Here is a 22569-nt window from a genome sequence, read left to right on the forward strand (position 1 = left end):
GTCGATGTCCGCCTGTATCAGGGCATGGGTGCCCTCGAAGACCCAGTCCTCCCCGACACTGAGGATTCCGTCGTTGTTGTCGTCCTCATTGGGCAGCAGCACGGGTGCCGGCTCATCTATCTGGTCGTCCTGCAGATTGATGGTGTGCAGGTCCACGTTGCCGATGTTGGTCACGGTGAAGGTATAGGTGATGCCGTCCAGACAGCCGTTGTTGTCGATGTCGATGTTGAGAACACCGGATTTGATCAGTTCTATTGATGGAGTTTGACAGCTTGTGAGATCTGTAGAAGTAATCTGATTTTCTAAAACACTGTCATCATCGGAAAGATCTTCTGTGCTAAGCCCAGGAAAACTCCATACATCCGCGGTTACCGTAGCTTGGTTATCCACTTTTCCCGCAAGGATGTCATCCGCAGTGATAACATAAGAAGCCGTATAGGTCCAAACTTCAGTATCTTCCAATCTGGAATTAATGTTGTCATCCCCATTTGGACCATCTATGACAAGTGGAAGATTATTATCAGTTAATTGTACGTTTTCAAATGTTAGACCGGTACCCCCTTCATTGGTTACCGTAAAAGTATATTCAATGGTAGAACAATCTGGGCTTACTACTGCTTCTTTTATCAAAGCAATTTGTGGGGTACAGCCTGAAATGTCCACGACTGTTTCCCGATCTAGGGCTGTATCCGCAAAATCGGAAAGATCTTCAATATTCAAAATGATACTGCCCGCATCTACTGTTCCTGTCACCTTGGCTTGATTTGTCACTGAACCATTAAGTATATCGGCCGTAGTAACGGGTTGGGAAGCTGTAAATATCCAAACCTCTCCAGGGCTCAGTAACCCATCGTTAAGATTATCTGTTTCCGGTCCCGTTATGGTCATGAGTGGAAATGTTAGGTCTGTGACCGTTACATCTTTCATCGGTGCGGTTAGATCACTACTTTCATTGGTTACTGTGAATGTATAGGCAATTTTCTCACAACCGGGTCCATCTCCGACGGCATTCACCACCTCTCCCGTTTTTATCAGACTAAGTGAAGGGGTACAGGGTGAAATATCAATTATGGTGGTGTTGTGTCCATTTAAATCCACGGGATCGGAAACATCTGTAATAAGGATATCTGGACTTTGATTGGCAGATTTTGCTTCAACATACCCCTGAACCTCTATTTTACCGGCCAACCATTCTTCTGCAGTTGGTACATAGGGTACCTTATAAATCCACACTTCGCCTTCATCCAAAATTGATATGTTAATGTCGTTGCCAGCGTCTGGCTCTAAAATATCCCCTACATTGGGATCTTTCAACACCACACTTTCAAAGGTTTCTCCAACAAAACCGGTATTGTGCAGTTCATATGTAAGTTCAACGGATGAACAGCCACCATCGATACCATTACCATCTTTGGTAACACCTGTTAAAATGAGACTTATACCCACGCCACAATTGCTTATTTTGGTCAATGTTGGTCCATCCAAATTCATGTCAGAGGGGTGGGAATCATCGCTAACAATGGAACCAAGACCCACCACTGTAGCTTCAACATGAGCTTGGTGGAACACTTCCCCAACCTGCATATCTGTTGCTGTGATGAGTTTAAATGCTTCATAGGCCCAAACTTCCCCTTCATCAATTTGATTGTTGAAATTGATATCTCCCGCAATCAAATCCCCGATGACCACATCAGGTGCAATGTCTATGGTAATGTTGTTCAATGCTTCACCATTGGTACTGGTATTGAATACCCGTATCACAAATCTAATGTTGGTACAACCAGGAGAATCTTTATAATAGGTTTGGGTGGCGGAGCCCATAGTGGCCGCAATGCCTGGCGCAAAAAAATCGGCATTGTTCCAAGAACCAGAAGCCATGGGTGGTGCCAAATCGTGGTTTAAGGCGACATCGAGGTACTCTTGAGTTACTTTGTGATCATTTTTTTTGAAAGGAACGCCTATTAATATGGAGGCAATCCCAAACAAGAGCAACGATATAAAAAGAAGGTCTTGTTTTTTGAACGGGTAAGATTTGGAGTAGAACATGGCTTCTTCATTGAAAGTTCTAACTCACAATTTTAAGGTGCTCTACTAAATATATAGTATGCTGATTGATGGATACCCCTAACCATTTGATGAAATGGGGATATGGATTTACCGAAAAAGACACTATTTTTTGAAAACCACCGTTTGGAGGTTTAAGAAGAAATGAACGAAGTAGATATGATCTACAACTGAATCACAACTTTTCCTTCAGGTATTTGGCGGTATGGGATTCTAAGTTTTTAACGATTTCTTCAGGAGTACCTTCCATCACCAATTGTCCGCCATTTTCGCCTCCTTCCGGCCCCAGGTCGATAATATAATCCGCACATTTGATGAGTTCAATATTGTGCTCGATCACAATCACCGAATGGCCCTTGGCTAGCAATTCATCAAAGGATTTGAGCAGTTTTTTGATGTCATGAAAATGCAACCCGGTAGTAGGTTCATCAAAGATGAACAGGGCTTTTTCCTTGGTATGGCCCTTAACCAGAAAGGAGGCCAACTTTATCCGTTGGGCCTCACCGCCGGAAAGGGTAGAGGAGGACTGACCCAACGTCACGTAGCCCAGTCCCACATCTTGTAACGGTTGTAGCTTGCCAACAATTTTATCTTGCTTGTGATTTTTAAAATGGGCGATGGCATCGTCTATGGTCATGTTCAAAAGGTCGTCGATGTTCTTCCCTTCAAACTGCACCTCCAAAATGTCTTTTTTAAATCGTTTGCCATTACAGGCATCACATTCCAAATGCACATCGGCCATAAATTGCATCTCCACGGTGATTTCCCCTTCGCCCTTACATTTTTCACAGCGACCGCCATCCACATTGAACGAAAAATGCTTGGCCTGATATCCCCTGAGCTTGCTCAGTTTTTGGGAAGCGAAGAGACTTCTAATATCGTCATACGCCTTTATATAGGTAACCGGATTGGATCTTGAAGATCGCCCGATCGGATTTTGATCCACAAACTCCACGTGTTTAATATGACTGTATTTCCCTACAATGGAGGTGTATTGCCCTGCTTTTTCGCCATAACCCCCAATTTCCTTGAGAATGGCCGGATATAATATTTTTTTGACCAATGTACTTTTACCGCTTCCTGATACACCGGTAACCACCGTTAACACATTCAATGGAAAGGTGACATCAATGTTCTTGAGGTTATTTTCCCGAGCTCCTTTTATTTGGATATAGTGTTTGGAGTTTCTTCGTTCCTTCGGGACTGCTATCTCCATAGTCCCGTTCAAGTATTTTGCGGTCAACGAATCGGCTTTGAGGATGGTTTCCCAGTTTCCTGTGGCCACCACTTCACCACCAAGGGTGCCGGCCTCGGGGCCAATGTCGATGATTTCATCGGCAGCCTTCATAATGTCCTCGTCGTGCTCCACCACAATTACGGTATTCCCGAGATTTCGCAACGATTGCAATACCTCGATCAAATTTTCGGTATCCTTTGGGTGCAAACCAATGCTTGGCTCATCCAAAATGTACATGGAACCTACCAAACTACTGCCCAAGGAGGTGGCCAGATTGATACGCTGGCTTTCCCCACCAGAAAGCGTGTTGGATTTTCGGTTCAACGTAAGATAACCCAAGCCTACCTTATTCAAAAAGTCCAAACGCGTGGTGATTTCCTTTAAAAGCCTGTTGGCAATGGTGTTATCGTGTTCGGAAAGTTCAAGCGTTTCAAAAAAAGGAATCAGTTTTATAATGGGCTGTTCAATCAATTCAGAAATGGATTTACCGCCTACCTTTACATAATTGGCCTCGTTCCGAAGCCTTTTCCCTTTGCAAACGGAACATTTGGTCTTTCCACGGTAGCGCGACAGCATTACACGGTTCTGAATTTTATAGCTTTTCTCCTCAAGCTGCTCAAAAAATTTATGGATGCCGATAAAATGTTCGTTGCCGTCCCAGACCAATTGTTTTTGTGCTTCGGATAGTTGGTACCACGGTTTGTGGATGGGGAAATCAAATTTGTAAGCGGAGTTTACCAATTGGTCCCGATACCATCCCATACTTTCACCCCGCCACGGAAAAATGGCGTTTTCATAAATGGACAATGCGGTATTGGGAATAACCAGGTCCTCATCAATGCCAATGACATCTCCGTACCCTTCACATTTGGGGCAGGCCCCATATGGATTGTTGAAACTGAACAGATGCACGTTGGGTTCCAAGAACTTCATGCCATCCAACTCAAATTGGTTGCTGAACGATTGGGTGTTATTGGTTTCCAAGTTTTGAATGGCGCACACGCCCTTGCCTTCGAAAAAAGCATTGTCCACCGCATTGGCCAATCGGTTGTAAAAATCCTCATCATCCTTTAGAACGATACGATCCACCACTAAATCAAACTTGCGACCGATATCCTGGGGAGCCTGGTCGATGCGAATAACTTCACCTTTATAGGTTATACGCGCATATCCTTGCTTGGAAAATAGCTGCAGGGCCTTTAAGGGTTCACGGTCTTTCGGCACTTGCACTGGGGCCAACAAAAGCATTTTGCTACCCTCTTTGGACTCCTTTATATAGTTCATCACATCGGTGACCGTATGTTTCTTTACTTCTTTTCCAGAAATGGGAGATATGGTCTTCCCAATTCGGGCATATAATAATTTAAGGTAGTCGTAGATTTCGGTGGTGGTCCCAACCGTAGATCTTGGATTGGTGGAATTCACCTTTTGTTCTATGGCAATGGCGGGGGCTATACCTTTTATGTAGTCCACTTTGGGTTTGTCCAATTTGCCCAAAAATTGACGGGCATAGGAAGAAAGGCTTTCCACATACCTCCGTTGCCCTTCCGCATAAAGGGTGTCAAATGCCAAACTCGACTTGCCAGATCCGGACAACCCCGTTATCACAACCAGCTTGTTTCTGGGGATGACAACATCTATGTTTTTGAGATTGTGCAGTTTGGCACCTTTAATGATGATATGCTGCTTTGGATCAACGTTGATATCGATTGCCATATGTTAAAATTAGGGATTCAAAGATACGATACACCACACTTAATACGTATATTGTACCAGTTAACATATAAAAATCGTCATCTCACAACATAGTTTTTAGGTCGCCTGCCTAATTATCTATATTCGAAGTGTAATTAAAATACTGATAGGCCTATACAGCAATAATTACTTTTTTAAGATTAAAGACTAAATACCTACTGTCCTCCCTGGAAAGGGATGACCTTGATTTTAACCAAAAAAAGTAATTTGTATGGAACTACAGATTAATGACTCGATTTTAGTAAAAAACTACATTGCTGGAGACGAAAAAGCTCTAGAAATCCTTATCAACAGGCACAACCAACGAATTTCCAGTTTTATTTACTCCAAAGTATTGGATAGGGATGTGGCCGAAGACATTTTCCAGGACACCTTTATTAAAGTGATCAAAACCTTGAAAAAGGGAAATTACAGCGAAGAAGGAAAATTTTTGCCCTGGGTTATGCGAATCGCGCACAACCTGATCATCGATTACTTCCGTAAGAACAAGCGAATGCCCAAGTTCGAAGGAAGCGACGATTTCAATATCTTCTCCGTGATCAAAGACGAGAAGTTGAACGTAGAGAAACAGATCATTAAAGATCAGATCGAAAGCGATCTTACTCTTTTGATCGAAGAATTGCCCGAAGATCAGAAAGAAGTATTGATCATGCGCATCTACAAGGACATGAGTTTTAAGGAAATATCCGAAAATACTGGTGTCAGCATCAATACGGCTTTGGGTAGAATGCGTTATGCACTGATTAACCTCAGAAAAATAGTAGATCGGAAAAATATCGTTTTGACGAATTAATTTAACACTTTGTCGAAACGGACAATATATCCATTCTAGCGGCGTTATCTATATGAAACATTTATGCTAGAATATGGAAAACATTTACTCTGAAGAACAAAAATCCGTGAAAGCGGTAAAGGCTAGCAAGCAAACCATCGATTTCTTGCTCAGCTATTCAAAATCGATTCATGTAGTTGACTACAAAAAACACCAGTTTGAAGTAACATTAAATTAATTTAAGGATCAAACTGACGAAAAGAGCCGCCACTAGCGGCTCTTTTTGTTTTTAAGGTATTCGTTGATCACCGTTTTCCGGCCAATGGTGCGGGTAATGATATCTTTTTCCAAATCCCAACCTCTTGCTGGGGAGTATTCCCTACCGTACCAAATGATCTGTAGGTGCAATTTGTTCCATACGTTTTCAGGAAACAAACGCTTGGCATCGCGTTCGGTCTGCACCACATTTTTGCCATTGCTGAATCCCCATCGATACATGAGTCTATGAATGTGGGTATCCACAGGAAAAGCCGGGATTCCAAAAGCCTGTGATACTACCACACTTGCCGTTTTGTGACCCACGGCAGGCAATTCCTCCAGCAGTTCAATTTCTTGGGGGACTGCTCCATCATACTTTTCAATCAATATTTGGGATAGGCCATGGATTCCCTTCGACTTCATGGGTGACAGTCCAACAGGTTTGATAATATCCCTGATCTCTTCCACGGATAGTTTGACCATGTCATAGGGATTATCAGCTCTTTCGAACAAAAGCGGGGTTATTTGATTCACCTTTACATCGGTACTTTGGGCCGATAACAATACAGCTATCAATAAAGTATACGGGTCTTTATGGTCCAACGGAATGGGAATGGTCGGATACAATTCATCCAAGGTTTTTATTGTGAAATCTACCTTTTCTTGTTTGGTCATTTTTGTTTAACTTTGAGTAATAAACACTTAAACATTTAAATCAAGACAGAACGCCATGAATATGTTACAAGTAGGGGATAAAGTACCTGATTTTTCAGCAAAAGACCAAGACGGAAATACAATAAACCTTTCCGATTACAAAGGAAAAAAGTTGGTGGTGTTTTTCTATCCCAAGGCAAACACACCCGGTTGCACAGCAGAAGCTTGCAATTTGAGGGACAATTATGCCGAGCTGCAGTCGGCAGGTTTTGAACTTTTGGGGGTTAGCGCCGATTCGGAGAAACAACAAGCCAATTTTAGGAACAAGTTCGAATTTCCGTTTCCCTTGTTGGCCGATGAGGACCATACCGTGATCAATACCTTCGGGGTATGGGGTCCCAAAAAGTTTATGGGCAAAGAATATGACGGCATCCATAGGACCACATTTGTGATCAACGGTGATGGGGTAGTGGAAAAAGTTATAGATAAAGTGAAGACCAAAGACCACGCAGCCCAATTGCTGGATTAAAAAACAAAGGCGCCAAAATTGGCGCCTTTTATTATTCTTTCTCTTCCAACACTTTCCGTGTAAACAAGTGTTTTTTCTTAATGATTTCTGCAATACCCTCTGGGAGTTCATCTTCCCAGCCATCTTCATTGGCAATGATTTTCTTGAGGACATCGCGTGAAAATATGTGCAATACTTCAGGATCGTAATCGATGATATCCATTACCTTTCCATTGTACTTGAAGAATTTGTACAATTCCTTCATTCGTGGATGCACCTTCACATTGTTGCTGGTCAAAATTTGACCGGTTTCTGGATCTTTCATGGGGTATAGGTATACCTTAAGATCCTTAAAGAACAATTTTCCGAAGGCCTCCAGAATGCCACCACTCAAATGACGGTAATATTTTTCATCAAAAACGTCGACCAAGTTGTTCACGCCCATGGTCAATCCAATTTTTGCCTTGGTGTAATTGTTGAAATACTCCACCAGTTTAAAATACTCCTGGAATTTGGAAATCAGTACGGTATGGCCAAGAGAACAAAGTAGTTCTGCCCGGTCCATAAAATCCTGTTCATCGATTTCCCCAGATGCTTTTAGGTTGGATAGGGTTATTTCAAATACCACAATCGTGTTCTCCATGTCCACAGTCTGTTCCCTTATAAAAATCTCATAGGATTTTTGGAACATATCCATGTTCACTTTGGTCACCGGTCTAAAACTTCCGCGCAAAGCCAAGATATTTTTCTTGTACAGCACAGCTGCCGGCAACAAGTTATTCCCATCTGGACCGAACATCACGGCATCCGTCATGTCGTTCTTGATCAACTGCAAGCTCATCAAGCGGTTGTCCACTTCCGCAAAATTGGGTCCGGTGAAATTCACCATATCAATTTCAAGGGTATCCTTATCGATATGATCGTAGAGGTATTTCAACAATTTTTTCGGTCTATCGAACTTAAAGAAAGCACCATAGATCAAATTGACTCCCAAAATACCCAAGGTTTCCTGTTGCAAGCGGGCCTCGTTCTGTTTAAAACGAATGTGCAGAATGATCTCATCATACTCTTTCTGGTCAGGATCCAATTGAAAACGGATTCCAACCCACCCATGACCTTTGTATCGTTTTGAAAAGTCGATGGTCGCCACGGTATTGGCATAGGTAAAGAACAGGTAATTTGGATTGCTTTCCCTACCGATACGCTCCTCTACCAAGCGCATCTCATGGTTCAACATTTTTTTCAAGCGGGACTGCGTTACATAGCGTCCATCTTCCTCAATACCATAAATGGCGTCACTAAAGGATTTATCGTAAGCGCTCATCGCCTTGGCAATAGTACCTGAGGCACCACCAGCCCTAAAAAAATGTCTCGCCGTTTCCTGTCCAGCACCAATTTCTGCAAAGGTCCCGTAAATATCCGGATTCAAATTGATTCGCAGGGTTTTGGCCTTAATGGAAGGTATATTTTCAAAAGCATTTTCCTTGCTTGGTACGGTAGGCATATCCGAAAATTTAATGTTGGACAAAGTTACACTCTTCATTCAATCTATTAAATAAATAAGTTATAATTTTGGTTTTAATGGATGATAGGATGACCATCACTTTTTTGGGCACGGGTACCTCCCAGGGCATACCGGTTATCGGAAGTAATCATCCCGTATGTCTCAGTAAGGACCCCAAGGATAAAAGACTTCGCGTTTCCGTACTGGTTTCTTGGAATAATTACAACTATGTGGTGGACTGTGGGCCGGATTTTCGACAACAGATGCTTACCCACCCCATAGAACGTTTGGACGGTATTTTATTTACCCATGAGCATGCCGACCATACGGCCGGTATTGACGATATCAGACCTTTTTTCTTTCGACAGGGCGACATTCCCATATATGCCCATAAGCGGGTGATCCAATCCCTTAATAGGCGTTTTGATTATATTTTTGCAGATGAAGACCGTTATCCGGGTGCGCCTGCCGTTCAAGTTTTTGAAGTAAAAAAGGATGTGCCCATAGCACTTGGCGATATTGATGTAATACCCATTGAGGTATCGCATAACCGACTTCAGGTGTTTGGCTATCGATTCGGGGAATTTGTGTATTTGACGGATGTAAAACGGGTGGAGGAATCAGAAATCAAGAAAATGAAGGGCGCCAAAGTACTGGTGGTCAATGCACTTCGTATGGAACCCCACCATTCCCACTTTAATCTGGAGGAGGCCATTGCCTTTGCGGAAGAAGTAGGCGCTGACAAAACGTATTTTACACACATAAGCCATTTATTGGGATTTCATGAGGAAGTAGAAAAATCGCTTCCCAAAAACATGCATTTAGCGTACGATAACCTACAATTGAACATATAAACCATGAAAAGTAGAATTTTTTTATACCTCTTTGTATTTACGGCCCTTTTGGTGCTTTTTCAGTATGTTTCCGCAAACAATATGCAAAAAGCATTGAACTCCGATGTAGATCGGTTGACCACCAAAGTCGAAAAGTATGAGGACTCCATCCAATCCCTGCATCTGAAAATTTTGGACATGCAGTATTTTACGTTGGAAAACAATGATGATGCCTTGGCCTATTACGACCATTTGGATTTGGAGAATCCATCGCGCTACATTGAGGACAAACTATTGGAAACCAATGAAAAATCGGGCGATAATCCGTTGATTCCCTACGAAGGAATGGAAAGTGATTTCAAGATCAATAAGATTAAGGTGCTGAACCATAAATGGATCTTGGCCGATTTCTCCGATGGAAAATATTGGGGCGATCTGATCATCAAATATGAATTGAAGGATAATCTAAGTGTCGACTTCACCCTGATGGATCATTTGTTGTACACCAGGAGCAATTAATTTCCTAAATGTCATTTTGAGCAAAGTGAAGAATCTTCTGGGCATATGGTTAGATTCTTCAGGAGTTTTCACTCCTTCAGCATTCCAAGATGCTCACAACTCATTTTTGAGGAATCAAATGTGGTCTTCCAACCACTTTTTGAAGGCGTAAAAATTTTGTTGGGAAACCCCGTGGCCAATCGGAAATTCCTGGTAGGTAGGTTTAATGCCCAACTGCTTTAGAAAATCAGGGGCCCGTTGTGCCCATTCCAAAGGAATGACCTGGTCCACTTGCCCGTGGGAGATGTAAAAATTGAGTTTGCCCAAGTTCTTTTCCGAATAGCCTTCCTTTAAGATTCGTTCATTTATGTAACCGCTCAAAGCAACAACATTCTTGATTTTTTCAGGATAGGAAAGGGCCACGGCATAACTCAAGATGGTGCCTTGGCTAAACCCGAGCAAAGTTATGTTGGTCTCATCCAAATTGTAGGCAGCAATGGCCTCATCGATAAATTTCACGATTTTTTCCCGCGATTCCTTGGCTTGTTCGTCGTCGCTCCATTTTCCTTGTTCCGCATCAAAATTAATGGCATACCAAGCATGGCCAAAAGGTTCCAGATCATAGGGTGCCTTTACCGAAAACACCATCAATTCTGCTGGTAGTTCGGGCGCAAACGAAAACAGGTCTTCTTCGTTACTGCCATACCCATGGAACAAAAAGATCGCCGGCTTTTTGGCAACATCGGAGTTGGATGATCGCAATAAATACTCAAGGGACAATGGGGTGGGGGACATAAGTTGTTGTTATGAAATGAAAGTAAACCATTTTTGAAAATAGGCGCCCAAAAAAGGTAGGGGCTTGGTTTTGCCGTTCAAGGCCTGTAGAAACCCAAAATTCCAAAGGGCGAAATAGAGGATGTAAATGGGGAAAGCCAGATAAACAATCTCTGTATAGGTCAAAATAATGGCCAAAGCATGGAATAAGATGTGTATTCCAAAAGCCTGACGAATGTGAAACCGGGCAAATGCATTTTTGGGTTCAAGGTTCATGGTGAGGGCAATCAAACAGCCCACTATGGTAATATAGGCCACAATGGCCGTAGTTTTGCCAGTTTCAACTTCTCCCATTACAATGTAATTTGGTCGTTATTGATCACCCCATATACCTTACCCTTCAATTCGGCGTTCAGGTACATGCTGTTTTTGGAGGTAGATAAGATATTATCATCCGAAAATATAAAGGTTTCGTCCGGATTGAACAGTGTAAGGCATGCTTTATCACCTTCCTTTATTTTTGGGATCTCCAAGCCAAATCGTTGGTGCCCTTTGGTCAGCAGTACAATGCTTTCTTCCATTCCCATTAGGGTATTTAAAGCACCAAAGGCAGATTCAAGCCCTATGGATCCATCCATGGCGTTGTCAAACTCCACGCGCTTGTGTTCAATATCGATGGGAATATGATCGGAAGTTACGTAATCGATGGTGCCTTCCTTCAATCCTTTCAGCATTGCCTTGACATCCGATTTTTCCCGAAGTGGGGGCGATACTTTGAAGTGGGTGTCGAAACCGGTCAAAGTTTCATCCGTAAAGAACAGGTTATGGATTGCAACGCTACAGGTGACATCCAATCCCTTCTTTTTGGCATTGGCCACAAGCTTTACCGAACCAGCAGTTGAAATGGTGGGGATGTGCAACTTACCTCCCGTATATTCCAAAATATAAAGGTCGCGTGCCACTTGCAGTTCTTCCGCCAGTGCAGGGATACCTTTAAGTCCCAACGTTGTGGAAACCTCACCTTCATGGGCAATGCCATGACCTTTTATGTTATTATCCTGCGGGAAGGAATAAATGAGTCCTCCAAAATTCTGGGCGTACAACAAGGCTATTTTCAACAAGTTGGAGTTTGAAATCTCTTTTTTAAAGTCGTAAAACGCCACAGCTCCTGCATTGTGCATATCAAAAAGTTCGGCCAGATCCACACCTTCTGAATTTCTTGTAAGAGCTCCCAATGGATGCAACCGAGTGGATTTGTTTAGTCCGCGTTCCTTTAGAAAAACGATGTCGGAACTGGTATCGGGAATCGGATGGGTATTTGGGTAAAGCACAATATCCGTAAAACCACTTTTCGCCGCAACTTTAAGTCCGTTGGCAATGGTTTCCCGTTCCTCAAAGCCCGGTTCACCAAAACTCACGCCCGTATCCAACCATCCCAAAGATACATGCAGATTGGGCAAATCCACTATTTTGGCACCGGAAGGGGCTTCCAAACTTGCGCCAACTTTTTCAATAGTACCTTTTTTGATCAGGATATCCCGCTTTTTCAAGTGCAATTCCTTGTTTTCTGGGCATACGATTTTTGCAGACTTCAGCAGAATGTTCATGAAACGAATTTTTGAATGATAACTTCAATGAGCGCCAGAAGCAATGCTAAAATAACAAACCATTTCCAATAAGCGGCAATGTTATTGTCAGCTTCCAAATCCTCAAAAAGTGATGGGATTGATTCTTCGATAGTTAAATTTTTAAACGTTGCCAAATCCAAATAGGAGAGCTGGCTCTCATCCCGTGGGTAATTAAAACTTATGTGTTTTAGCGTTTGCCCATTGTTTTCAATGGAATAGATGCCATCTTCATTGGGTATTTGATCAAAAGTGAGGTTGACCTGATTGGGATACACCTGTTGCATCGGAATAAATTCGTATCCTTCCTTAGCCACTTTAAGCGTGTTGTCGTTACCCAACTGGACAGCCACCGTCACATTGGATTGCCGCCCTAGTTCATGGTAGAGCTCCGGCATCTTAAAACTGGATTGGGCCATATTGTAAAAAGTGGGCACGATCACAGGGGAACTTTTAAAATTGGTGCTCCCATTTTCCAACGATGTGGTGAAAAGGTATAGTCCGTTCAAGCCGACCAAAAAGGCATCTCCTCCTTCCAATCCCAAAATCGTGGGCAGACCTGTACGGATCTTAAAATATTGGTTGACCGTAGGATATTCAAAATTGGTGACCCTGCGTTCAAAAACATTTCGGTATATGGGATGGTCGTACGTTATGGTGGTTACCTTGGAAGTTGTGTTCACCTTTTCCGAAAGTCGGGTATTGGAAAAAGCGGTGAGCAAGGAATTATAGGTGTTAAGATCGGCTTCTGGAGAAGGAATAATGATCAGTGACCCTCCATTGGCGGTAAAGCTACGGAGCGCCTGTTGCAAACTAACAGGAATTTGATCCAGATTATCCAACACCACCACTTGTTGCTTTTCCAAAGCACTATAATCCAATTGGTTCAACTCAACCTTTTGTAATTCAAATTCATCGTTGGTAAACAATCGATTCAAATAATCGCTGCCCGTATTACCGATAGCGAGCACTTTTAGTTTTTCCCTGGAATCGATGTTGAAATAGAAGGTATTGTCAAAACCAAGCGCATTGTCGGCGATGGTAAGTTTGCCATTGATTTCTTGGTTTGCCGGAATGGAGAAAACCACACTTGTTCGTGAGGTTTCATCAAATTGTGCGGCCGATTTTGCTATTAAGTTGGGTCCGTTGTATACTGAAACGGGAACATTTTCATCGGGAGAGCCCCCAGAAAGGAATACTTGGAGCAATGCCGGGTCGGCGGAAGGATCTTGAAGCGCCACTGAGTCGATGGAAATATTTTTACTTTCCCTGATTCGCATTGGAACTGCAAAAGAAGTAATGGTAGAATCGATACCTGCAGTAGAGGGAGCCATGTTTTCCTGAAAATCGGAAAGAATGATCAAATTTTTAATGGATTCCGGTGATTTGGTGAACAATGTGCTGGCCTTCAGATTAATTTCATCCAAGCTCAATTGCTTATAGGTGAAGGGCATCGACAATAAATTGTTCTCTATATCCGCCAAGGTTACGTTGGCAAAGGAATCTTCATTGGTAAAAAGGCTAAAAACCGTTTTGGCGTCCATACTTTTGATTACATCCTGAACCGCCCGTTCCAGCTGTGAAATCCCATTGTTTCTGGCTTGCATACTGAAGGAGTTGTCCAAGTAAATGACGGTTTCCATTGGCTTAAAAGCGGTTTCCTTGGAGGTGAAGGGCTGTGCAAAGGCCATGACCAAAGCAGCCAAAAGCAACAATCTCGTAAACAGCAACAACCATTTTTTCAGCGAATTGCTCTTTCTGGACTCCGCTACCACCTTTTGCAACATGGCAACATTGGTGAACGGTGTTTTTTGAAACCTTCGTAATTGAAAAAGATGGATAATGATAGGAATGACCAGGAGAAAAAGGGCCCAAAGAATTTCTGGATGTTTAAACTGCATTCCCAACTTAGATTGAACAAATATAGGCATTAAAATATTCCATCTTCCCAAATTTCATTGTTAAGACGATGCCAAATTGAAATGGGGCAACTTCAATCGTATCAGCAAAAGAAAAAATAATCGATCATCGGGCTTTGCCCCAATTTTTTAAAATAATCCCGAATTTCCATTTGCGCCTTACTGTTGGCCACGGTTACAATGCTTTGAGGATTTCCCAATGTTTCCAACTCATTAAAATGAACCAATTCTTGGGCGTAAATCTTTTTTCCAATTTTATTGGGATTGTCGCAAAGCCAAGTAAAGGAGATGCCCATCTTTTTAAGCCCTTTGGCTACAGCCTTGCCCTTAAAACCAGCTCCCCAAACCACCAACGGTCGATTTGGGTTAAAATCCAGTTTAAGGAAATAGTGCAGTTTAATATCCAAAAAATAATTTTGGGCATAATGCTCATGTGTACGGGAAGTTCGGGTATCGTAATCCCGCCAAAGATGGAGTACTTCAGTGTTCGGTATTATTTTCAATCCTTTTTCATAAAAACGAAAAGTGAGATCATAGTCTTCTGGGTAGCGATGTGGGTCGAAGGCGCCACTAGCCTCAAAATCCGACCTGTGAACCATCCAACAAGGGGAGGGGATAACGCACTCTTTATATATTTCTTGGTAGTTTTCGCCTTTTGAGGTTAAGTTGTTCAGCCATTTTTCATAACGGGCATATCCATTGCTGATACCTCGGTTCGAAAAATACTTCACCTGTCCGACCGACACATGCCCTGTTCCATTTTTTTGCAAAGTTTCCACCATATGTTCCAAACGGTTGGGTTTCATAATATCGTCGGAATCCATTCGGGTCACAAAATCCCCTGCACTATGGGTGTACGCGGTTTGAAGTGCAGGAATGATGCCTTCTCCTTTATTTTGGAACACTTTTATACGCGAATCTGACCTGGCATAGTTTTCCACCAGTGTGAAACTGGCATCGGTGGAATGATCGTTCACGGCCAATACTTCCCAATTGGGATAAGTTTGGTTTTGGATGGAGTCCAAACATTCCGAAAGATAATGGGCGGTATCCTTAAAGGGGATGATGATGCTTACCTTGGGATTTTGCATTGTACAAAATAACAAAATCCCTAAGTAAGCCGATATCTTTAGAAAAATGGTTCCCCAGTGGCAGCCACATAGGATTGTTTCGCAACTTCATCCAGAAACACATCATACGTATAATGACGACCCAATAGCGACTTGAAATCAGATGTCAATACCGGAAACTCCATAATAAACTCGTTAAAGTTGTTTGCGGTAGATTTTTGCCTAAAATGTTCAACAATGTGTACGGAAGCCACAGTAATCGTAACATGGTATTTGTCTCCTTTCCCGTGCATAATGTCAAACGCCTTGATACCTTGACACGTCTTTACAATAGCTTTTTCCTTGGCATTATGTTGTAAATAGAGCCAAGCCAACCTCAGATGGGCTTCGTGGGTAAATAGACTTGGCTCCAATATGCCCTTCTCAAAACTTTCAAGGAATTCTTCATCCTGTAATTGTGAGTGATGTGTAGGTTCCTTTTTGAATCCATTGTATGAAGTGCAACAGTTCATGGTGTAAAAAGCTTATTCTTTAGAAATATCTTTGAACATCAGCATATCCCATATCCGTTTGGATGCACCATCATAAAAACCGGCTTCATGTTCATAGCCTTTTGGATTGTTGAAAGTGCCAAACAATATATCGAACAAGGAAATATCGGAATAGTTATACGCATGTATGCCCTTTGCATGGTGTACGGTATGTGCCTCCGGTCGTTGGACAAAATACCCGATCCATCTTGGGGTACTTATATTGGCATGTTGGAAAATGGCCAAAAAAGTGGTGATCAAGATGAACAAGGTTGCCGCTTCAGGTGTAAATCCAGCCACAACCACCAAACAAAGGCTGCCCAACAAAGTAAACCCTATCATATCCATTGGACTGAAATAAAAAGCACCATAACTGTCCATACGTTCGGCACTGTGATGCATTTGATGGAAAATTTTCCATAAAGTATCATTCTTATGCATGGCGTAGTGCCAAACATAGAGTCCAAATTCATAGATCATGACGGCCACAAAGGCACCCCATCCAGCACCAAGGGAGGTCAAATCAAAAATTTGATAGTCCACTAAATAGGTGTCCCAAATTAATGGGAAATAGGTGGATAGGTAAAAGAACACGGCAAAGGAGGTAAGCCCCCTTAGTTTCCAGTTTTTGATTTTTGGTAGTTCCCGTGCAGGTGCAAGGGCCTCCCAAAGCATCAAAATGCCATACATGGCCAATACGATCAGTGAAATGGGGTCGATGAGCACTTCCCACGGATTTGGTAAACTTTTTAAAACTTCTAACATTTTTTAATTGATTTGATGTTGTTACTTTACCTGTAGGGCATAAGTTTTTAACTTACATTGTAAGTTTTGCCAGAAGTTTTTTACTAGAATGTCCAGTTATGGGGAGTTTCCGGACTATAGGTGCAAAACGTGCCGGTTTTAATGGCATTGGATAAATGTTTTGCCATTTGTGGGTGTAGGTTGTCTATTTTTTTAATGGCATTTCGAATACGCCATGTAACGGCAGCCCTTGCTTTTTCATGGGATGCACCTGTGGTTCGAATTTTTCCCTGAAGACCGGTAACCTTGCCGATATGAAGTAGCAACGTTTCAAATTCGTCTTTAAACTTTTCCGCTTTTTCCACCATGCCCAGTTCCTCTGCATCTGTAATATCGGCCTGGAGTGATTTTAGTTTGGTTTTATACGCCTTGATGGCTTTTTCATCTGTCATAGCCGTTCCTTTGGCTTCCACCGAGGATCCCATAAGCGTTTCACAATGGAAATCCTTTTCCGGCTGTTTCAAAAGTCTGGCGATATCATGCAAACCCTTGCAATTCTTTATGGTCACCTTCAAGCCTGCATAATTCAATTCCCAAACTTCCCCGAGGTCTATAAAGCTTCCTTCAGACTCATTGTCCAATAATTTTTGAGGTGTTGGGACCTTGGTTGTGGATTTGCCCAAAATAAAATCCCAAAACGGTTCCAGGTTGCTTTTCCCCTTGTATGGATTGACCACTTTTTGCCATGCAACAGCTTCTTCATTTGTCGGCTTTTTACCCTTATTGATGCAGGTCTTAAAAATAGCAAGATACTTGTTCCAGTACATTTGAACCTTATCGTACTGTCCCAGATAATAATAAATGGCAGCGACCATGGCCGGAAAGTCGACCCACGTGGCCAAATGGGTTACCTGAAGACCCAGCCCTAGGGCCTTGTTGAATTCCCCTTTTTCAAAATAGATCAACATACCCATGGGCAAAAAAGCGTTGGGCTGCAATGGGTTCAGGTTTTTTGCTCTTAGATAAAGTTGTTCTGCTTCATCCAAATAACCCAACCATAGTAGACCATTGGAAATGGAAACCAGGTTATTGGCATCGTTGGGATTCATTTTTAGCGACTTTCTGAACAAGTGTTCCGATTTCTCAAAGTCGCCCAAGTACAAAAAGGTGCGACCGAGCACCGCCAACGAAATATAATCGTTCTCATCCAGCTCAATGGCCTTCAATGCATTTTCATGGGCCCCCATCTGGCTGACCTCCCATCTGTCCCATAATTGACAGCTCCATTCGTTGAAATAGGACAGTGAAATTCCCGTGTAGGCCCTGGCAAACATCGGATCGATTTTCAAGGCAGCTTCAAAATAGCCCCGGGCTTTAAGATCACTCTCTGTGGTACCTTTTTTAATTTCGTTCATCCCCAACAACCAATTTTCATAAACGGCAAGATCCACGGATTCCTTTTTATAGGAGTAGGAGAGAAGATCCTGTTCTATTTGCTTTTGCAGCACGCTGACCACTTGTTGGGTGATTTTATCCTGGAATTTTAAAACAGACTCCAAGGTTTCATCGTGGTTGCCGGCAAAAACTATTTTATTGTCGCGTGTTCTAACCAATTGAATGCCAATCCGAAACCCCAAATCTGTTTTCCTGAAGCTTCCTGTAATCAAATAGTCTGCACCTAATTTGGAGATGGCATTGCTATCGGAGAGGTCATGGATATTTTGGGTGGATAATTGGGAAATGACCGACAATCCGACAAATTTGGAAAAATTGATGATCAGATCTTCGGTAAATCCTTGGATCAAGGGACTGATGGATTCGTGTCCCCCTATTACCTGAAAAGGGAGCACGGCCAAAGTAGTCTCTTTATTTTCAATCAGTTCCACTTAAAAAATACACTTGAGCCCCAAAGTTACAAAAGTTGGCTTGCGCGAGCTGATTAGTGGGCTGTTTCTACATGGAAATATCCAGAATCTACATTTTGGACAAACTGTCAATGGCCTCCTTTACCAAACTTTCCATAATATCGTAGCCCGCTTTGGTAACATGTACCTCGTCCGTGGTCAATGCTGCTGGAAGACCATTTCTGTTATCCGCCATTTTTGAAAAATAGTCCAGATACATGGCTTTTTCCTCCATGGCCATTTCTTTGAGCATTGCATTGAGCTTAGGAATTTTGATATTGGGCTCCAGTCCGGGTCGCCATGGGTAGTCGAAAGCAGGCAAAACGGAACATACAATGGGAAAAATTTGATTGGCCTTGGCCAATTGCACCATGGATTGAATGTTATTTCGAATTTCTTCCAAGGTCATGGGTCCCGTGTTTCCGGCTATATCGTTGGTTCCGGCCAAAATAACCACAATGGTCGGCTTTAGGTCAATCACATCTTGACGGAATCGGAGCAACATTTGGGGAGTGGTCTGTCCACCGATGCCTCGGTTCACATAGGGGTTTTCACTAAAAAATTCCGGATGGGCATCCTGCCACATTTCGGTAATGGAATTTCCCATGAAAACCACTCGGTTCTCACCTCTTTCCGGTGCGCTCAGGTTGGCATTTGCCTTTTTGTATTTTTCCAAATTGGGCCAATCTTGGGCCGAAGTTTTGGTAGGGGTTAAAAAACCTAAAAATGAAAACATAACCCAAAGTAGTGTTCGACTTTTCAACATGCGACTGTTTTTGCTAAATGTAAGGATAATGTGATTATCTTAAAAGTAGATAGAGCACCAAAAAGGCAATAATCGTTAAAAGAACGGCCCACCAGGTCCTTCTGATTTCCTTCTCCCGTTGACTGAACATTTGTTTACGAATACGTAGTAAATCCCTTTTCGTGGCTTTTTTGAAATGCAGTTGGGTCACACTATCCTTGCCATAGACGTCATCTTTGGATTCATGCTCCCTCTTTTTTAAAAGAGACCTATTGAACTTGTCTGCTATTTTTGCATGAAAACCGAATCCCATAGTATTTTATGAGTGCCCTATTTTCTTAAGTTGTTACAAAAAAAGGGCAGGAATTACTCCTGCCCTTTTGTATAAATTTATTCCATTCTAATATTTAGCACTCTTTCCGTTGGCCTGGGTCCTTATTATAAAATTACGGATGTCCTCGTTGGCCGATTTCAAATCTTCATGGCGCAGGTACATCATATGCCCCGAACGGTAGCCCTTAAACTCGAAACGATCTTTCATACGACCGCTTGGATCTACTTGTGACATGGTGTATTTGGCCGCAAAATAGGTACAGGCACCATCATAATAACCGGATTGTACCAACACATTCAAATAGGGGTTTTGCGCCATGGCCTGACGCAGATCGTCACGCACATTGTCATTGCTATCGTCCCATGGGCGAACAGGTCCGAACATATTGTATTTAATGTCCGTTTTGAAGCCCAGTTCTTCCTGTAAATAATAGTTGATGGCCGGGGTAAAGCTATGCAACCAAGAAGTCAATTCCGGCGCATAATCGGGTCGTGTTCCAAAAAGGGTCTTGTCGATACCTAAGTAACGGCTGTCCAAACGACCAATAGTGTAGCCCCCGTTGTCCTTCAATAAGGCTTTCCAAAAAAATTGGGTGGGTACCACCAAATTGTGGTCGATAATGTCCTTGGCCTTCAAGCCCGTAAAGTAGGCCATTTTTTCGGCAACCGCATTGCGCTCTGCCTCGGGGATAAATCCACCTTTGGCGATTGCGGGCAACAAGGTGTTGATGGTGTATTCCTCCACTTCGGGCAGCATGTCCAACAGGTCTTTACTTTGTAAAGCAGGTGGCAACATTTTATGGTGCCAAGCCGCAGCAGCAAAATAGGGAAGATTTAAGGCCGCGGACACGGGATCGTTATCGCGGAACACTTTATAATCGGCTGGGGAAACCATGATCACGCCGTTCAAATACATCCATTGTTGGTTTTGAAGCGCCAAAGAAAGACCCATCACACGGGTACCACCATAACTTTCACCCACGATATATTTTGGAGATCTCCAACGATTGTTACGGGTCACAAAGGTGTTCAGCCATTCGGCCAAATATTTGGTGTCAGCGTTGATACCAAAGAATTTGGAACGGTCCACTTCCTTTCCGGTTTCTGGAATGGTTCGGGAATAGCCTGTATTGACAGGATTCACATAAACAATATCAGTCACGTCCAACACGGAATATGGGTTTTCCTTTACGCCATATGGCTGTACGGGATACCCTTCATCATCAATTTTCAATACGCGGGGACCGGTATAGGCCAAGTGCATCCAAACGGAACCGGAACCTGGTCCACCGTTAAAGGAAATCAATAAAGGACGGTCTGCACGGTTCTTCACCCCATTTTTAGTGTAATAGGTGTAGTGCAAAGAGGCAATGGGTTTGCCCAATTCGTCCCAAACAGGCTGTGTACCAGTTGTAGCGGTATAATCGATACGTGCACCATTAATGGTCACAGCATGTTGTGTGGTGATCGTGGTATCGATCGGTAATTTTCGTTCTTGTGCGAACGTAAGGCCGGCGCATACAAATACGCCCAACAGAAGCAGTTTTTTCATAATGTAAGGTTGAATTAGTCTGCCCTAAATTTAAGGTTTTTGAAACTTCTTTTTTTGTTAAAGGAATGGTAAAACCCAAAAATGATCATTGTTCACGGATTCTTTTTAATTTTAAGAGCAAACCAAAATCCATCGCCATGAAACCTATCGACCGAAGAACCTTTAATCAAATGATGGCCAAGGGATCCGCTGGTGCCGCCATTTTATCCGCCGCTCCGTTTGCCTGTGCCATGGGCAGCACACAGGAAAAGCAAAAATTGGGCATCGCTTTGGTCGGTTTGGGAAGTTATAGTACATACCAGTTGGCCCCAGCTTTGCAGGACACCCAACACTGTTACCTCGCGGGCATTGTTACCGGAACACCGGAAAAAGAAAAGGCATGGGCCACTAAATACGGTATTCCCAAAGGGAATATTTACAATTACGACAACTTCGAAAACATTGCCAATAACGATGCTATAGATGTGGTGTATGTAGTACTACCCAACAGCATGCATGCCGAATTTGCGATTCGGGCGGCAAAAGCGGGCAAACATGTGATCTGTGAAAAACCGATGGGCATCAGTGTGGCGGAATGTGATGCCATTATCGATGCCTGTAAAAAGGCAGGGGTAAAGTTGGGTATGGGGTATCGTCTCCATTCCGAACCGTATACCCAGCAGGTGAAGCAATTTGTAAAGGATAAAACATTTGGCGATATCCAATATGTGGGGGCAGAGGCTGCCTATCGATCCACAGGGAATCCGGATCAGTGGCGGTTGAACAAAAAATTGTCCGGTGGTGGGGCATTGATGAACATGGGCGTCTATGCCATTCAGAGTGCCATTTACGGTACAGGTAAGAACCCGATATCGGTTTCTGCACAGGAATTTAGTACGCGACCTGATTATTTTAAAGATACGGATGAGACCATTATGGCCCAATTCGAGTTCCCGAGCGGGGCGGTGGCCAATATGTCCACTTCGCATAATTTCAATGCCAACAGCATGTATGTTTCAGGTACTTCGGGATGGTTTCAGTTGCAACCGGCCAATAATTACGGGCCGTTGAGAGGACGAACCTCGAGAGGGGAAGAGCTCAAGTTTCCGCACGAAAGCCAGCAGAAATTACAAATGGATGATTTTGCCAAGCATGTGTTGTTTGGTGAGCCCAACAAAGCTACGGGCGAAATGGGCAAACGGGATATGATGATCGTAGAAGCGATTTATGCGTCCATCGCCAAAGGTGGGCAGACGATGGGCTTGGATTTTGAACCTGGATTTGGGTTTGGGGGGTGATTAATCAATTTCC

At 42.9% G+C, this 22569-nt stretch carries 20 protein-coding genes; 5 read left to right on the forward strand and 15 right to left on the reverse strand.

Going from position 1 to position 22569, the window contains the following annotated elements; genetic code table 11:
- Both EO131_RS06695 and uvrA read right to left on the reverse strand, forming a co-directional pair.
- Positions 1–2046, reverse strand: a 2046-nt coding sequence (locus EO131_RS06695; protein ID WP_470295068.1) for a DUF7507 domain-containing protein, incomplete at its 3' end; no start/stop codon positions are given.
- Between the two features lie 193 nt (positions 2047–2239).
- A complete protein-coding gene (gene uvrA, locus EO131_RS06700) occupies positions 2240–5017 on the reverse strand; it encodes an excinuclease ABC subunit UvrA (RefSeq protein ID WP_127020181.1) in 2778 nt (925 codons plus the stop codon).
- A gap of 250 nt (positions 5018–5267) precedes the next feature.
- On the opposite strand from uvrA, the gene EO131_RS06705 reads away from it, so the two are divergent.
- Positions 5268–5849, forward strand: a complete 582-nt coding sequence (locus tag EO131_RS06705; RefSeq protein ID WP_127020183.1) for an RNA polymerase sigma factor — start codon at positions 5268–5270, stop codon at positions 5847–5849.
- Positions 5850–6098: 249 nt separating this feature from the next.
- Here the strand turns inward: EO131_RS06705 and EO131_RS06710 are convergent, their stop codons facing one another.
- Positions 6099–6761 (reverse strand): endonuclease III domain-containing protein, encoded by a 663-nt coding sequence (locus EO131_RS06710; protein ID WP_127020185.1) that lies wholly within the window; start codon positions 6759–6761, stop codon positions 6099–6101.
- Positions 6762–6816: 55 nt separating this feature from the next.
- On the opposite strand from EO131_RS06710, the gene bcp reads away from it, so the two are divergent.
- A complete protein-coding gene (gene bcp, locus EO131_RS06715) occupies positions 6817–7269 on the forward strand; it encodes a thioredoxin-dependent thiol peroxidase (RefSeq protein ID WP_127020187.1) in 453 nt (150 codons plus the stop codon).
- 31 nt (positions 7270–7300) lie between these two features.
- On the opposite strand, the gene EO131_RS06720 is transcribed toward bcp, so the two are convergent.
- On the reverse strand, positions 7301–8752 hold the full coding sequence (locus tag EO131_RS06720; protein WP_127020189.1) for a TonB-dependent receptor: 1452 nt from the start codon (positions 8750–8752) through the stop codon (positions 7301–7303).
- 89 nt (positions 8753–8841) lie between these two features.
- On the opposite strand from EO131_RS06720, the gene EO131_RS06725 reads away from it, so the two are divergent.
- Together EO131_RS06725 and EO131_RS06730 are read left to right on the forward strand one after the other, a co-directional pair.
- Positions 8842–9606: an MBL fold metallo-hydrolase gene (locus EO131_RS06725; RefSeq protein ID WP_127021359.1), complete on the forward strand. Its 765-nt coding sequence runs from the start codon at positions 8842–8844 to the stop codon at positions 9604–9606.
- 3 nt (positions 9607–9609) lie between these two features.
- Complete coding sequence (locus EO131_RS06730) at positions 9610–10104, forward strand: hydrolase (protein WP_127020191.1); 495 nt, start codon at positions 9610–9612, stop codon at positions 10102–10104.
- 114 nt (positions 10105–10218) lie between these two features.
- Here the strand turns inward: EO131_RS06730 and EO131_RS06735 are convergent, their stop codons facing one another.
- From EO131_RS06735 to EO131_RS06785, 11 genes are all read right to left on the reverse strand, one after another.
- On the reverse strand, positions 10219–10878 hold the full coding sequence (locus EO131_RS06735; protein ID WP_127020193.1) for an alpha/beta hydrolase: 660 nt from the start codon (positions 10876–10878) through the stop codon (positions 10219–10221).
- A gap of 9 nt (positions 10879–10887) precedes the next feature.
- Entirely contained in the window at positions 10888–11211 is a 324-nt protein-coding gene (locus EO131_RS06740; RefSeq protein ID WP_127020195.1) for a hypothetical protein, read from the reverse strand.
- The gene (locus EO131_RS06745; RefSeq protein WP_127020197.1) at positions 11211–12464 is read right to left on the reverse strand and encodes a dihydroorotase; all 1254 of its coding nucleotides are present in this window, start codon (positions 12462–12464) and stop codon (positions 11211–11213) included. The genes EO131_RS06740 and EO131_RS06745 overlap by 1 nt, the downstream gene beginning before the upstream one ends.
- Entirely contained in the window at positions 12461–14383 is a 1923-nt protein-coding gene (locus EO131_RS06750; RefSeq protein WP_241243804.1) for a BatA domain-containing protein, read from the reverse strand. Before EO131_RS06750 ends, EO131_RS06745 begins: the two co-directional genes overlap by 4 nt.
- A gap of 101 nt (positions 14384–14484) precedes the next feature.
- Positions 14485–15492, reverse strand: coding sequence for a glycosyltransferase (locus tag EO131_RS06755; protein ID WP_127020201.1), 1008 nt, complete (start codon positions 15490–15492; stop codon positions 14485–14487).
- Between the two features lie 38 nt (positions 15493–15530).
- Positions 15531–15983 carry a hypothetical protein gene (locus EO131_RS06760; protein ID WP_127020203.1) on the reverse strand — a complete coding sequence of 151 codons (453 nt, stop codon included), beginning with the start codon at positions 15981–15983 and terminating at the stop codon, positions 15531–15533.
- A 12-nt stretch (positions 15984–15995) separates the two neighbouring features.
- Complete coding sequence (locus EO131_RS06765) at positions 15996–16766, reverse strand: sterol desaturase family protein (RefSeq protein ID WP_206512863.1); 771 nt, start codon at positions 16764–16766, stop codon at positions 15996–15998.
- A gap of 83 nt (positions 16767–16849) precedes the next feature.
- Positions 16850–18631 carry a tetratricopeptide repeat protein gene (locus EO131_RS06770; protein ID WP_127020205.1) on the reverse strand — a complete coding sequence of 594 codons (1782 nt, stop codon included), beginning with the start codon at positions 18629–18631 and terminating at the stop codon, positions 16850–16852.
- Positions 18632–18719: 88 nt separating this feature from the next.
- The gene (locus tag EO131_RS06775; protein WP_127020207.1) at positions 18720–19415 is read right to left on the reverse strand and encodes an SGNH/GDSL hydrolase family protein; all 696 of its coding nucleotides are present in this window, start codon (positions 19413–19415) and stop codon (positions 18720–18722) included.
- A 34-nt stretch (positions 19416–19449) separates the two neighbouring features.
- On the reverse strand, positions 19450–19707 hold the full coding sequence (locus tag EO131_RS06780; RefSeq protein WP_127020209.1) for a hypothetical protein: 258 nt from the start codon (positions 19705–19707) through the stop codon (positions 19450–19452).
- Between the two features lie 87 nt (positions 19708–19794).
- Entirely contained in the window at positions 19795–21279 is a 1485-nt protein-coding gene (locus tag EO131_RS06785; RefSeq protein ID WP_127020211.1) for a S10 family peptidase, read from the reverse strand.
- A 137-nt stretch (positions 21280–21416) separates the two neighbouring features.
- On the opposite strand from EO131_RS06785, the gene EO131_RS06790 reads away from it, so the two are divergent.
- The gene (locus EO131_RS06790) at positions 21417–22556 is read left to right on the forward strand and encodes a Gfo/Idh/MocA family protein (protein ID WP_127020212.1); all 1140 of its coding nucleotides are present in this window, start codon (positions 21417–21419) and stop codon (positions 22554–22556) included.
- The last annotated feature ends 13 nt before the right edge of the window (positions 22557–22569 follow it).

This window comes from Flagellimonas beolgyonensis (assembly GCF_003992615.1).
GTDB classification, from domain to species: Bacteria; Bacteroidota; Bacteroidia; order Flavobacteriales; family Flavobacteriaceae; genus Flagellimonas; species Flagellimonas beolgyonensis.